Source organism: Paenibacillus motobuensis (assembly GCF_039521865.1).
GTDB classification, from domain to species: Bacteria; Bacillota; Bacilli; order Paenibacillales; family Paenibacillaceae; genus Fontibacillus; species Fontibacillus motobuensis.
Genome location: NZ_BAAACX010000008.1, coordinates 364,249 through 377,947, shown reverse-complemented (window position 1 = coordinate 377,947; position 13,699 = coordinate 364,249). Strand labels below are relative to the sequence as shown.

The following is a 13,699-nucleotide window of genomic DNA, read 5'->3' as shown; positions in this document are numbered from 1 at the left end:
TCTCTTTCATATATATATCATACCGGATGCTGTAAACAGCATATCCAGTCTAAAATCATGCTCTTCCATCGGAATTCGCCCCGGGATGATCTGCTCCTCAAGCGTCAGTGAGGCCTTAATTGGGATCAAGCCAGTGCTCTTGACCGATGATATTTGTTCAATGAAGCGATCATAATACCCGCCTCCGAAGCCAATTCTCCCGCCATAGCGGTCATAGGCAAGACCCGGAACTATAATGATGTCAATCTCTGCATAACGCGCAGTCGGCCAATGTGGCATATTATCTCCCGGCTCCGGGATGCCCCATACTCCCGGGATCAGATCATTTACATCATTCATTTCATGAAGCTCCAGCTTCCGTTCCTCGCTAATCACTTTGGGGACCAGTACCCGGTCGCCCCGCTCAAGGCAAGTTCGAATCAAATGCAGTGTCTCAGGCTCGTCTCGAAATGATACGTAGCAGAATACATTCAGTCTTCCGCCGCGGCTTTTTCTTAGGGGGGATAGCACCTCGTTCTCTGCCAGCAGGCTGGCAGCAATCGACTGGTCCCTGCGGGAAGCTGCAGAGACATGTGAGCGGATCACTGTCATTTTGTGACGTAGCTCTTTCTTTTGTGCGGATATATCTTGTGCCGAAGTATCCCTCACGACGTCTCTTCCCCTTTCTCGTCAAGAAGGATATATTTTATGTTTTGTCAAAAGTATATATTCTTCCTTCTAGTGTATCATTGTTAGCGTAAAATGAAAACCAAGCTTCTTTTCGCAAATGGCATGACAGCGATCATTAAAGTGCGGTGCATTTGCAGGTGTTTTCATGTACACTACAATATATAGTAGTAGGCTTATTAGAGGAAGTTCTAAATTCCAATTTGATCAGAAAACACTGGTCGAGTCATTTCAACAAACCTCATTCAGTAATTTTCAGAACATACTTAGTAAATCGTTGGAGGATCAAATTCATTATGTTGCTTCAAGCTGCAAATATTACGAAATTATTTGGCGTCACTCCGGTATTGGAGGGCATTAACCTGCAGATTCTGGAAAGAGAACGGATCGGGCTGGTCGGTGTTAACGGCGCAGGAAAATCTACATTGCTGCAAATCCTTGCAGAGGAAATATCTTATGATGGCGGGCAAATCTTCAAAGCCAAGGAGACGCGGATCGGCTATCTAGCTCAGAACAGCGGACTACAGTCCGAACGAACGATCTGGGAAGAAATGCTGAACGTATTTGCCCCTTTATTAGAGACTGAGCGTGAGCTAAGAGACATGGAGACGCAAATTGCCGATCCTGCGGCGGCTGCTGATGAGAAAGCTTATCAGGAACTGCTTAACCGCTATGCGCTCAAATCGGACTGGTTCAAGGATAACGGCGGCTATGAGATTGAAACGCGGATCCGCAGCGTACTATATGGAATGGGCTTCGGTAATTTCCCGTCCGATACGGTTATCTCCACCTTGAGTGGAGGACAGAAGACCCGGCTAGCGTTGGCAAGGATTCTGCTTCAGGCTCCAGAACTGCTAATGCTGGACGAACCGACGAACCACTTGGACATTCAGACCTTGACCTGGCTGGAGGATTACCTCCGTAATTATTCAGGGGCATTGCTGGTTGTCTCTCATGACCGTTATTTCCTGGACCGTCTAGTTACAACCATCGTCGAGATTGAACGGCATCAGTCAACCCGATATACGGGCAACTACAGCCGTTATATTGAGCTTAAGGCCGCTGAATATGAGAGTCGCATGAAGCAGTATGAGAAGCAGCAGGACGAAATAGCCCGGATGGAGGACTTCATCCAGAAAAATCTCGTCCGCGCTTCAACGACTAAGCGGGCACAGAGTCGGCGCAAGGCGCTGGAGAAGATGGATCGAATTGAGCGCCCACTCGGCGATTTGAAGCGGGCTAGCTTCTCCTTCGAGGCGGAGATTCAGACAGGCAAGGATGTCCTGTATGTGGATCAACTGTCCTATGGCTATGATGACTCCAAAACACCGTTATTCCAAAATGTATCCTTCTATCTGAATCGCGGTGAGACCGTAGCTCTAATCGGACCGAATGGGATCGGCAAATCCACCTTGCTGAAAATACTAACCGGCGATCTACGGCCTCGTTCAGGATCGCTAAACTGGGGCTCCAAAGTAAAGGTCGGCTACTACGACCAGGAACAAACGCATCTTAATCGCGAGAATACCGTGTTAGAAGAGGTCTGGAGCGCATTTCCTCATATTGAAGAGGCTCGTATCCGTAGTGTACTTGGGAACTTCCTGTTCAGCGGAGAGGACGTTCTGAAGAAGATCGCCGCTTTGAGCGGCGGAGAGAAAGCCCGCGTTGCTCTGGCCAAATTAATGCTGGAGAAAGCTAATGTCCTAATCCTTGACGAACCGACGAACCACCTGGACCTATTTAGCAAAGAAGTTCTGGAATCCGCTCTGCTCGATTACGACGGTACACTGCTGTTCATTTCCCATGACCGTTACTTCCTAAATAAGATGGCTGAGAGAATCGTCGAACTCCACCCGAATGGAGCGCAGCATTTCCTGGGTAATTACGATGACTATCTAGAGAAGAAGCTGGAGCTGGAGGAAATAGCCGCAGAGAAGGCTGCTCAAGAGGCCGCCAAGCAAAAGCCGGCGGAGCGTACGAGCTTACAGGAGGATGACGACGCCGTAAAAGGGAAATCAGGGGCTGCATCTTATGAAGCAGACAAACAAGCGAAGCGTGAAGAACGTAACCGTCAGCGCCGACTTGAGCAGTTGGAGGAGCTCATTTCCAAGCTGGAGGGGGACATCGCCTTGATTGAGCACGAGCTTACCCTTCCGGAAGTATATCAGGATTATACGGCCGTCCAAGAGCGGCAAACAGCAATCGATGAACATAAGGTGCAATTATCAGCTTGCTATGAGGAATGGGAGCAACTGATGGAGAATTAAGAGGAATGTCGAATTAAAGCTTCGGTACTGAAAATTGGCCTTTTGGGAGACGAGCTTTAAGTTTTTCATAAAATCGTAAAAAATTCCTTGATCACAGCCTTATCCACATATCAATTGATAATAAATGTAAAAAAACGACCAATCAGGTCGTTTTTTTACGCTTTAAACTAGGCTTTTTATGCAATTTCCCAAATTATCCACTAAGTTATGCACATTATCCACAGTTTTTCTGAAAAAATTATCCGACTTCCATTTATTAAATCTAATCCGTTGGCACATAAGACTTTTTTTGATTTTCATTACAAAAATGCTCCATTTAGCCCTTTCCTTGTCCACATCTTGACAGCAACCTCGAAAACATGCTTTCTCTTGAATTGGCAGTACCTGCCAATGGACGTGGACTTCGCTTCACCTCTCTATTTCTCACATACTATCCTTGAACAGAATCATTCTCGATCTCGATTTCATCCTCCACCCGCTCCTTCAGATACGATTCATTGACTTGTGGCAACACCGTCACAATCTGAATTGCCAATCCAAGCGCGATATAGAAAAGATGGACAAGAGCAACGGCATTCAAGATATAAGTCTCTACCGAGATCCAAATAATTAGGATGATGGAAATATACAGCGAGTAAGCCCAGGACCAGTGCGATTTCTTGAATACATTTAAGCGTTCTGCCCATTTACACTCCCGCCTCGTCATTAATCCCCAGGCGACGATTAACGGAAAGATCCCTATGAACACCAAAAGAATGATCCCAGGAATAAGATAGTCGGGAAATAGCTCAATTTGCATGATGTCGGTGGGCATTCCCAGCAAACTTCCGCTCGGTTCGATCACTAAGACCGCGCCGCCAAACACTGCGCCTATCCCCAAAAATAAATGAAGCCCAATCAACAGCCAGACTGAAAAAGAACGCCTTGGTCTAGTTTTCACATCCATCATCCCTTCGAATAAAGTTTTTACCAGATTTCCGAACAAAATGTGATAATTTTCACTAATTAGACGGTCATGTATGAAGCATGCGGTATGTCGTAACATGATCACGATGATGTTTCTTTCAATTTATCATATGTTGCAGATGATGGGAATTGAAATCAAAGCAGTATATGGATATGATAGAAAATTGAACGCAGTACTAACGAATTATGAGCTTACAAAAATATGAATAAGAAATGGGGAAAATCGAGTGAGTGAAATCATCGGTGGTATTTCGCATATCGATTGCGATGAATTGCAGCATATACTTCAAAATTCAAATAATAAAACTTTAGTTATTGATGTGCGTGAACCGGAGGAGTACATAGCTGGACATATTCCGGGCATCCCACTGATTCCGATGAATGATATTCCTGATTATATCGGGGATTTCGATATGGACCGAGAATATGTATTCGTGTGCCGCAGCGGCGGAAGAAGCTATCAAGTCGCCAGATACTTCAAACATAACGGATTTGACAAAGTCCATAACTATAGCGGCGGTATGCTGGAATGGTGCTATGATATTGTGGAAGGTCCGGAGAATATTATTCAGGAATTCGATCCAGCTCGACTTGAGCGAAAATAAATTCCAGCATGAATCCTACCGTCTCAAGACCTCGCCCATTTGCGAGGTCTTGAACATATTAGCATCATGACTTCTTGCGATGTACCGGCAGCCACGCTGTCCCATAATCAACAAGCTGCTTCTGTGGAATCAGCATCGCCTCCGCACCACCGATCTTGCCACGCTTGACCAAGCCGGTCGCCCGTTCAAAATCGTCGCCAATAGCTGCAAAATCAGATGAATCATATTCAATGTCCTTAAACTGTGCCCAGTGCCTGGTCCCATCCATCTTGATCGGTGCCTGATTCATGATCTCCTGTTTGGTCTCATAATCTGCCCGAATCTCCGATAAATGCAGCGAAGTATTGCTGTCATTCCCTACACCAAGCAACAGAACATACCCTTCCAGCTCGTAAACCCGTGCCAGGGGAGATTGTTCTCCTAGGCTGTATTCCAAAGAATGGTTCCCGACAATATACTCTGCCTTGTTCCCCCATGCAGCAAAGGATAGCTGTGGGTGGCTGCTGCGGATAACAGAATCCTGCTTGCGGAACATCTCCGGTATAACTCCCATCCCCCATAACGGCGTTAGATTCGTATCATAGGCCGGCATCTGCTCACGAATTGTCTCCCACCATTCCTTCGGAACCGGTGGATTCTCCCATCCGGCAGGATCGCTCAGATCCCCGGAATGAGTTGGCATGACCACGTTCCCTTCCTCGCCAACCGCCGCTTCCAGGGCCAGAATGACCGCAGGCGGCCCTCCGACTACAAATGAACCTATCGCTTTAAAAGAAGAATGCATAATAACCGTCATTCCCGGACATACTCCCAGACGGACAAAATCCGATTTCAGCGTCTCAACTGTAATTAAGCTCCCCTTCACTTCTTCCATACCTTCCAACCTCTTTTCTATACTATATAAAGGTAGAACTAGGGTTTCTACTCCCCTATTACAACACAAAATTGCCGACAAATTAAGCCCCGTCTTATTCATTAGGATGAATAATGTGGCGAACATCAACAAAAGATAAAGGCAAACATCTGACAATTTTCGCACAGGGCAGGGATTTGGAAGGTTTTGACGAATGATAACTATTAGCTTGTCGTCAGAAACTTAGGTCCCATAGAATGATCATCTATTCGTTCAGGAGGATTTCATGAAATTCAGATTCAAACCGACCAACAAGCGGTTTACCATTCTGATCGTGCCGGAAGGCACCAGTCCGGTATTTCGCTTCAAATTAAAATTATCTCTTCTGCTGACCTCAGTCGTAGCAGTTGGAAGCATGGCTGTACTGCTCCTCGTTCTGTTCATAGTGAACCGCAATCACTCCGATCGGATCACCTCTCTGCAAGCAGAGCTCTCCCTATCCAACGATCAGCTTCAAAGCACGATAGATAATAAAGAACAGAATGTCGATAAGCTGCTATCGGAATTGCTTGAATTATCGGAGAAATCCAAAGATATCGAGAGTAAGATCAAAGAGCTGGAGAAGATAGAATCCGAGTTGAAATCTTTAGGTGGGATGTCTGGTCTATCTTCCGATTTGACAGCATTGCTGCCGCTCTCCGATGGTGGTATTGGTGGTGAAGACATTCCACTGACTGAGGATGAGATCGTGTCTTTAGCCGCAGAAGCGAAGGATAACCTGTCAGCTACCCTTGATAAAATGCCTAATCTGCAAGCCAAACTTGATCAGACCAAGATCAACCTGCAGAAGTACAAACAATTGCTGAAGATCTTACCGACTTATTGGCCAACGACATCTGTGCGAACCACCTCGGATTTTGGCAAGAGAATAGACCCTTTTAACGGCAAGATGACTTTACATAATGGGCTGGATATCGGAGGAGATGTAGGAGATCCGATTTACGCGGCTGCAGACGGCAAGGTGACTGATACTGGTTATAGCCAGGCTCGTGGGAATTACGTAACCCTATCGCATCCGTCAGGTACAGAATCTATCTATATGCATCTGAAGAGATCACTAGCTAACAAGGGAGACGCTGTGAAGCAAGGCGATCAGATTGGAGAACTAGGCAACACAGGCCGAAGCACCGGACCACATCTTCATTTTCAAGTCATGAAGAATGGAACTGCTGTCGACCCATTGCTCTACTTAAAAATCCCTGGAGAGGATGATAGAAATTAATGCTGCGGAATAAAGCCACAAAAATTGACCCTAACTCAACGGATACACTAATCGGGGAAGGCAGTGTATTTGAAGGAAAGCTCAAATCCAGCGCCAGCGTGCGCATTGAAGGGCAGATGATCGGTGATGTAGAATGCGGCGGGGATGTCACCATCGGGGAGAAGGGCGTTGTCGAGTCCAGCCTGATCAGCGCCAGGAATGTGACGATCGCCGGCCAAGTCAACGGCAACGTCCAGGCTAGCAACAAGCTAACAATCACGTCCAAGGGCAAGCTGTACGGCAACATAGCCGCGGCTTCACTAGCCATCGAAGAAGGAAGCCTATTCGAAGGTACCAGCCGGATGGGGAACTCGCCGGATATCGCATTGGCCATGAATGAAGCAGCAGCTTCTGCTGAATAGAGCTTGAACTTATTGTGATTGTTCGTGTTCAAAAAGGCCGGTTTTCAGCACCGAGAAGGTTGGATGAAGCTAGGGCGTGAGGAGCGCAGCGTACGTAGTTTGTACGTGAGCACCGGAAGGCCCGGCTGAATTCAAGATTCGATGTCGAATAGCTTCAAGATTACTTCGTGATCAAAAGTGGGCTTTTTGAACAACCTCTAATTGCAAAAAAAGGCTGCAACCCAGTTACACCGGGCATGCAGCCTTTATCTATTACACTTCCAGCAGCCATTCCTCTAAAGACAAGGATGGGTCGGCTTTTAATTCAAGATCGGAGAACTTGCTCTCCTTCCACTTCAGATAAGCTGCGGCACCAATCATAGCCGCATTATCCGTACAATATTTGAACGGCGGAATGATTAGTGAAATCTGCTCGCTCTCACAACGCTCAGAGAGGCTTGCCCGTAGACCACGGTTAGCTGCAACCCCACCGCAGAGCAGAAGCTGCTTCGCGCCCGTAGAACGAATCGCGCGGATCGCTTTTTCCACCAGCACCTCAATGACTGACTCCTGAAAACCGCGGGCAATCGCCGGCTGATAGCCCTCTTCGCCCCGCATCTTATGTTGATTCACCGCATTTAGCACGGCGGACTTCAGCCCGCTGAAGCTGAAATCATAGGAATCCGGTTCCAACCAGGCTCTAGGAAGCTCCTCGCTCTGCTCTGCCTCGAGTGCCAGCTTATCAACATGCGGGCCGCCTGGATAAGGAAAGCCCAGTGCCCGTGCTACTTTGTCATATGCTTCGCCAACGGCATCGTCTCGGGTCTGGCCAATCAGCTGGAAGCTGCCCTCTTGCTCCATCAGCACCAGCTCCGTATGACCGCCCGAGACGACGAGTGCGACACAAGGATATTCAATCGGCTGAACCAAGCGGTTGGCATAAATATGTCCGGCAATATGATGTGTGCCGATCAGCGGTTTGTCGAGAGCGAAGGCCAGGCTTTTTGCAGCCATGATCCCTACAAGCAGAGCACCTACTAATCCAGGTCCTTCCGTCACCGCAATCGCACTCAGTTCATCCGGCTCTATATTGGCCTGATGAATCGCCTCTTCCAGCATCAGCGTAATATTCTCCACATGCTTGCGTGAAGCAACTTCAGGTACGACCCCTCCGAACGCCTTATGGGTCTCAATCTGGCTGGCGATCAGATTCGACAGCACCTCTGTACCATTCTTGACAACCGCGGCAGAAGTCTCATCACAGCTCGTCTCTACCGCTAATATATAGCAATCTTGATTTACCAAAGTTCCTCTCTTCCTCTCTGTTCCTCGGTTCAGCCCTGCTGTACCCGTACCGGCAAGTCACACCACATAATCAGTGCATCCTCATGGTTGTCCGAGTAATAATCCTTACGCTTCCCCGTAGGGACAAATCCCATTTTACTGTAGAGCGACTGTGCTACATAATTCGAGACTCTGACTTCCAGTGTCATGCGAACCATCCCCAGTTCGACAGCCCAATCCATCACCTCTCGCAGCAGACGCTCACCGAGATGATGGCCGCGCAGAGCCGTTCTTACAGCTATATTGGTAATATGCGCTTCATCTACGATCGTCCACATGCCGCAATATCCAACCGTCTTGCCTTCAACCTCCATAACGAGATACTTGGCAAAATGATTCATCGTCATCTCATTGCGGAATGCTCCCTCACTCCAAGGCAGGGAAAAGGACTCATGTTCAATGACCATAATGTCCGGTATATCATCCAATGTCATAGGCCGAAATACGATATTGCCAAGTTCGGCGTCTTTTATAGACCGCATGAATGGTCTCCTCCTCTATGCATTGCGAAGCCGCTTCGCTTCTGCTTCTGCAAGCTGGGTATAGTTCGGTTCAATTGCGTGAACATCATCACCTTCGCCGCTCCGGCTCCGAGCCGTTCCGGCGATTCCCATCCAGATCCCTTCTAACTCATAGGAAACAATATGAAGACGATCCCCCATCAGAGGGCGTAAAGCTTCGGCGGCCGCTTCATGCAGAGCAACATCGCCAACGATCCAGATCCCTTCCGGTCTGTCCTCCGGCACGTAGGTTTGCAGCAACTCGGCAAGTTGTTCTACCCAACGGTCCATAAGCCGGATGCCATCCTGCTCTAGTCGGTGAGTCAGCGTGTTATCTTGAGCTGAGAATAACGCTGTATAGACTTGTCCACGCCGTGCATCTACGAGCGGAATAATCCAATGCTCTCTCGAACCGACAGTTGTTTCTGCAGTCGTACTCGATTCTGCGGTAGCGTCCGCCACCATAGAACGATCCCCCATCGCGTACGCTCCCAGCGCCGCTGTATCTTGTCCCGTCTCTTTGGCCCAAGCTCCCAGCGCCGTCGCCTCTAGACTGGAAATGCCGAACACCGGGATCTTCAAGGCCCAAGCCAGCGTCTTGGCTGTCGTCACCGCAATCCGAATTCCTGTATAAGAGCCAGGCCCCACACCAACGGCGATGCCGTCAAGCTCCTGCTTCGTTATGCCTGCCCCTTCAAGGACCTTCTCAATCGCAGTCACCAAATAAGCTGAATGATTGCGTTCCGCATGTATATTTTGCTCCGCCAGCAGCTTGCCATTCTCCATAACCGCTACAGCCAACGAAGAAGTGGAAGTGTCAAACGCCAATAGCCGCTGCTGCGGCCGATTACCGTCTATATTCATTGTTCAAGGACTCCATTCTCTGTCAAAATGTTAATCCAATCGTCATAGGGCTGACCCTGGGCTTTCAGATATATTCTCCGCTCTGTCCCAGATAGGGTCTCCAGATAAATGTGCAACAGATTTTGCGGCAAAATATCCGTAATAAGACTAGCCCATTCCACCAATGTGACGCCCTGCCCATAGAAATATTCGTCCAGGCCAAGCTCCTCGGCTTCGTCCAGTGACAACCGATATACGTCCATATGATAAAAAGGCAGTCGCCCCTTGTATTCCTTGATCAAGGTGAAGGTCGGACTGTTCACCGTTCCCTTGACACCCAGATGCTTCGCGAACAATTGCGAAAAAGCCGTCTTCCCGGCTCCAAGATCCCCGTCGAGGGCAATAACCGTTCCCGCCAAGGCTTGTCCCGCCAGAAAAGCAGCCAGCTTCTCTGTACCGGCAAGGTCTTTTATCTCAAATACGAGCTTTGCCGACAATTTATCGAATTCCATATGTTGACCACCCTCATCTACAGCATTCGCCAGCAAGATTCTTCAAATCAAAAATCTACAGAAAACTATATAATTGGACTTTCTTGGCCATCCTAAAAGAAAACCGTCAGTTCCTGTCATATTAATTGCGTTCTAAATCATTATATAGGTCTGTCAAGACAGCCGCAACACGGAAGCGATGGGAGTAACATAATTGTCCAAGTCGCATAAACGTAGAAAGCTTAATTTTTGTATAACCTCTTAAAGTACTTTTTGAACAACCTCTAATAAGAAAGGGAGTGCCTAGATGCATACCGTTTGGAAAGGTGCCATCAGTTTCGGCCTGGTCCATGTACCGGTGAAGATGTTCTCGGCTACAGAAGACAAGGATATATCCATGAAATACATCCATAAAGTGTGCGGCAGCCCGATTTCCTATGTGCGCCGTTGTCCTGCCTGTGATGTAGATGTGACTTGGGATGATATTTCCAGAGGCTATGAATACGAGAAAGGCAAGTACGTGCTATTCTCCAAGGAAGAGCTCGATCAATTGTCCGCACAGACGGAGAAGACGATCACCATTCTCGACTTCGTTGATTTAACAGAGATCGATCCGATCTATTTTCAGAAGACCTATTATTTATCGCCCGACCAAGCAGGAGGCAACGCCTATCGGCTGCTGCTCGAAGCGATGCGGGATTCCGGCAAGATCGGGATCGCCAAGATCGCCATTCGCTCCAAGGGAAGCCTGGCTGCTATCCGGGTGATGGAGGATTGCCTTGTCATCGAGACGATTTTCTATCCGGATGAAATCCGTCCTGTATCGCAAGTTCCGAATCTACCGCAGGGCGCCAATGTGAACGACAAGGAGCTAACCATGGCCAAGCTGTTGATCGAGCAGTTGTCCACCCCATTCGAGCCGGAGAAGTATACCGATGATTACAGAGAGAATCTCTTGACCCTGATTCAGCAGAAGATTGCCGGGGAAGAGATTAGTCTTGCTCCAGCTAAGCCGGAGGCCAATGTAATCGATCTGATGGCCGCGCTTCAAGCAAGTATCGAAGCAGTTAAGGGGCCGATCGTCACTGATCCTGGCGAGACCAAGCCGAAGCGGACCACGACCAGAAAGAAGAAGGAGGCCGCAGCGGAGTCTGAAACACAAGCAGAGACGAACGAGGCCACGCCTGCCGCAGTAACCAAGCCGAAGCGTAAGCCTTCCAGCAAAACAGCCAAGAAGACGATTTCATGAAGCAATTCACCTGTGCTTGTCATACCTGCTGAGTGAAGACACAGGTCTCCGGCGGAACGTCAGCCCAGCCTTGAAGAACAGGATGACGCAGCGTTCCACCGGGGGTCCACTCAGCGAACTGCACCTTAACCGTCAGCTCCGGTTGCATCCATACGACTCCCTTTACCCTCCCCGGAGGTGCGGCAAAGGGTTCTGCAAATGGACGATTCGCTATCGCCAATCTGCGCGAGTCCTCTGTAATGCGGGAGAGATCATCTCCCTTCCATTTTCCGGGGCCGGCATTTCCGATATAGATAAGATTTCCTTGCTCGTCATATAGACCAAGCAGTAAAGAATTGACGATCCCGTCGCGATAGGTTACCCCGCCAATCACAGCGTACAAGTCATAGGTCAGCTTCATCTTGCGCCAACGGTCATCCTTACCGCCAATCGCATAACTGCTGTCGAGCTGCTTACAGACAATACCTTCCCATTGACGCTCTTTCATCACGGTATAGAGGCCTTCGGCATGATCAACATTCGGGACAAGTTGTACGCGCGTACTTGGGAGTATATATTCCTGGAGCAACTGCTGACGCTGCACTAGCGGCTGGTCCGTAACCCAACTGCCGTTGCAATACAGAATATCAAATATCATATAGACGACTGAAATCCTTGGTACTGCAAAAGCAATTTCCTGCTGCCGACGAAGGCTGTCCCGCTTCATAATTTCATGAAAAGAAGGTTTGCCATCCGCAATTGCGATCATCTCTCCATCCAAAATAGCGGATTCTGCTCGGCAATATTCGGATGGACTCATGAACTCCGGATATTGCAAAGAACGTTCATTTCCGCGGCGATTAATGAGGCGAACCCGCCCTTTATCAATATAGGCCAGCATCCGCACTCCATCCCATTTGACCTGGGCAATCCATTGCTTCCCTTGTGGAAATTCAAAGACGCGGATCGGTTCAAACGGTACGACTGGCGTAAATTCCATCATCCATCATTCTCCTATTCACAGCCTGCCACTGACGAAGCTCTGGCAAGACTTATATTACGTACTCACCTTCTTATAGTTTTCGCATAACAAGGTTAGCCTAATCTGTAATCAGCTCTTCTCTATTCTCAATCTTTGAAAGGAGGATTCCAATGGCAAGATCAATCAAAGGCACGATCCGAATTGAAGGCGAGGAAGTGACCATTACGAATCCAGACAAGCTGCTCTGGCCGGAAGCCGGCATTACCAAGCAGCAATATTTACAGCGGCTGGCCGAGTTGTCCCCTTATTTGCTCCGCTATTGCCGCAACCGCTTCTTAACTACCATCAGATATCCAGGCGGCATCCATAGCAAATTTTTCTATCAGAAAAATGCTCCCGAACCACTGCCGGATTTCGTCAAAACCGCTCAGCATGAGGATATCAACTATATTGTGCTCGACAATCTGCCAACTCTACTCTGGCTTGGCAATTTGGCGGCGATCGAATTCCATCCTTCATTGCATTATGTTGGGGACATCCTGCCTTGCGAATGGATGATCGATCTCGATCCAAGCCAGGATGATGAGCCGCGGATTATGGAGGCTGCCACTTATGTTGGCGACATTCTTGCTTCTCTCGGCATTTCTTCCGTCCCCAAGACGTCGGGTGCTACTGGCGTTCAGATTATTATTCCGATTGAATACGGCGTTACTTTTGATCAACTGCGCTCTATCGGTCAATTCGTAGCCCGCTACGCTACAGAGAAGTATCCTTCCTTCTTCACCATCGAACGCCTGAAGAAGGATCGCGAGGGCAAAATTTATTTTGATTATCTCCAGCATTACAGCGGAAAAACCTTGGCAGCTCCCTACACCCCACGCGCACGGCAAGCGGCCAGTGTATCAACGCCATTAACCTGGGATGAGGTACGCAAGAATCCCCATCCATCTGAATTCAATCTGCTGAACATCGGTGAAAGACTGCAGCAGAGAGGAGATTTGCTGCAAGAGGTGAAGCCGCAATCGCTAGAGCTGATCTTACGACATCTACAATCCAAGGCTTAGAAGGACTCGGCTCTAACCGTATCTTTACATAACAATGCCTATCTTCCACTCAGCCTTTTCCACTTTGTACAACGTTTATTCGTAACACGAGGCATTGAGGAAGAGTGAGTGAGAGGTAAATGACTACAACAAAACTGCGTTTCTGCAGGAATTGCTAGTCTAATACGCCATCAAAATTCATCTAAACTAACGGAGTCTAGATCTATTTAATCAAGGCTAATTCAGCAA

At 48.2% G+C, this 13,699-nt stretch carries 14 protein-coding genes; 6 read left to right on the top strand and 8 right to left on the bottom strand.

Annotated features, from left to right (window positions below):
• Positions 1-6: 6 nt before the first annotated feature.
• Positions 7-648 (bottom strand): 5-formyltetrahydrofolate cyclo-ligase, encoded by a 642-nt coding sequence (locus ABD014_RS09855; protein WP_343860397.1) that lies wholly within the window; start codon positions 646-648, stop codon positions 7-9.
• Between the two features lie 314 nt (positions 649-962).
• Between ABD014_RS09855 and ABD014_RS09850 the strand changes: the two genes are divergently transcribed.
• A complete protein-coding gene (locus tag ABD014_RS09850; protein ID WP_343860395.1) occupies positions 963-2,933 on the top strand; it encodes an ABC-F family ATP-binding cassette domain-containing protein in 1,971 nt (656 codons plus the stop codon).
• A 430-nt stretch (positions 2,934-3,363) separates the two neighbouring features.
• Here ABD014_RS09850 and ABD014_RS09845 read toward each other — a convergent pair whose 3' ends face one another.
• Entirely contained in the window at positions 3,364-3,873 is a 510-nt protein-coding gene (locus tag ABD014_RS09845) for a hypothetical protein (protein ID WP_379337331.1), read from the bottom strand.
• A gap of 253 nt (positions 3,874-4,126) precedes the next feature.
• Between ABD014_RS09845 and ABD014_RS09840 the strand changes: the two genes are divergently transcribed.
• Positions 4,127-4,504, top strand: coding sequence for a rhodanese-like domain-containing protein (locus tag ABD014_RS09840; protein WP_343860393.1), 378 nt, complete (start codon positions 4,127-4,129; stop codon positions 4,502-4,504).
• Between the two features lie 64 nt (positions 4,505-4,568).
• Here ABD014_RS09840 and ABD014_RS09835 read toward each other — a convergent pair whose 3' ends face one another.
• Positions 4,569-5,378, bottom strand: a complete 810-nt coding sequence (locus tag ABD014_RS09835; protein ID WP_343860391.1) for an AAC(3) family N-acetyltransferase — start codon at positions 5,376-5,378, stop codon at positions 4,569-4,571.
• A gap of 265 nt (positions 5,379-5,643) precedes the next feature.
• On the opposite strand from ABD014_RS09835, the gene ABD014_RS09830 reads away from it, so the two are divergent.
• Positions 5,644-6,639 carry a peptidoglycan DD-metalloendopeptidase family protein gene (locus ABD014_RS09830; protein ID WP_343860389.1) on the top strand — a complete coding sequence of 332 codons (996 nt, stop codon included), beginning with the start codon at positions 5,644-5,646 and terminating at the stop codon, positions 6,637-6,639.
• The gene (locus tag ABD014_RS09825; RefSeq protein WP_343860387.1) at positions 6,639-7,040 is read left to right on the top strand and encodes a bactofilin family protein; all 402 of its coding nucleotides are present in this window, start codon (positions 6,639-6,641) and stop codon (positions 7,038-7,040) included. The genes ABD014_RS09830 and ABD014_RS09825 overlap by 1 nt, the downstream gene beginning before the upstream one ends.
• 252 nt (positions 7,041-7,292) lie before the next feature.
• Here ABD014_RS09825 and tsaD read toward each other — a convergent pair whose 3' ends face one another.
• From tsaD to tsaE, 4 genes are read right to left on the bottom strand one after another with little or no spacing between them, the layout of a single operon-like run.
• Entirely contained in the window at positions 7,293-8,324 is a 1,032-nt protein-coding gene (tsaD, locus tag ABD014_RS09820; RefSeq protein ID WP_343860385.1) for a tRNA (adenosine(37)-N6)-threonylcarbamoyltransferase complex transferase subunit TsaD, read from the bottom strand.
• A 29-nt stretch (positions 8,325-8,353) separates the two neighbouring features.
• The gene (rimI, locus tag ABD014_RS09815) at positions 8,354-8,845 is read right to left on the bottom strand and encodes a ribosomal protein S18-alanine N-acetyltransferase (RefSeq protein ID WP_227011718.1); all 492 of its coding nucleotides are present in this window, start codon (positions 8,843-8,845) and stop codon (positions 8,354-8,356) included.
• Between the two features lie 15 nt (positions 8,846-8,860).
• Complete coding sequence (tsaB, locus tag ABD014_RS09810) at positions 8,861-9,727, bottom strand: tRNA (adenosine(37)-N6)-threonylcarbamoyltransferase complex dimerization subunit type 1 TsaB (protein ID WP_343860382.1); 867 nt, start codon at positions 9,725-9,727, stop codon at positions 8,861-8,863.
• Positions 9,724-10,218 (bottom strand): tRNA (adenosine(37)-N6)-threonylcarbamoyltransferase complex ATPase subunit type 1 TsaE, encoded by a 495-nt coding sequence (tsaE, locus tag ABD014_RS09805; protein ID WP_343860380.1) that lies wholly within the window; start codon positions 10,216-10,218, stop codon positions 9,724-9,726. Before tsaE ends, tsaB begins: the two co-directional genes overlap by 4 nt.
• 286 nt (positions 10,219-10,504) lie before the next feature.
• Between tsaE and ku the strand changes: the two genes are divergently transcribed.
• On the top strand, positions 10,505-11,446 hold the full coding sequence (gene ku / locus ABD014_RS09800) for a non-homologous end joining protein Ku (RefSeq protein WP_343860378.1): 942 nt from the start codon (positions 10,505-10,507) through the stop codon (positions 11,444-11,446).
• Between the two features lie 19 nt (positions 11,447-11,465).
• Here the strand turns inward: ku and ABD014_RS09795 are convergent, their stop codons facing one another.
• Positions 11,466-12,428, bottom strand: a complete 963-nt coding sequence (locus ABD014_RS09795) for an ATP-dependent DNA ligase (protein ID WP_379337338.1) — start codon at positions 12,426-12,428, stop codon at positions 11,466-11,468.
• Positions 12,429-12,577: 149 nt separating this feature from the next.
• Here ABD014_RS09795 and ligD point away from each other — a divergent pair, with 149 nt between their 5' ends.
• Positions 12,578-13,471 carry a non-homologous end-joining DNA ligase gene (gene ligD / locus ABD014_RS09790; RefSeq protein ID WP_343860376.1) on the top strand — a complete coding sequence of 298 codons (894 nt, stop codon included), beginning with the start codon at positions 12,578-12,580 and terminating at the stop codon, positions 13,469-13,471.
• Positions 13,472-13,699: the final 228 nt, after the last annotated feature.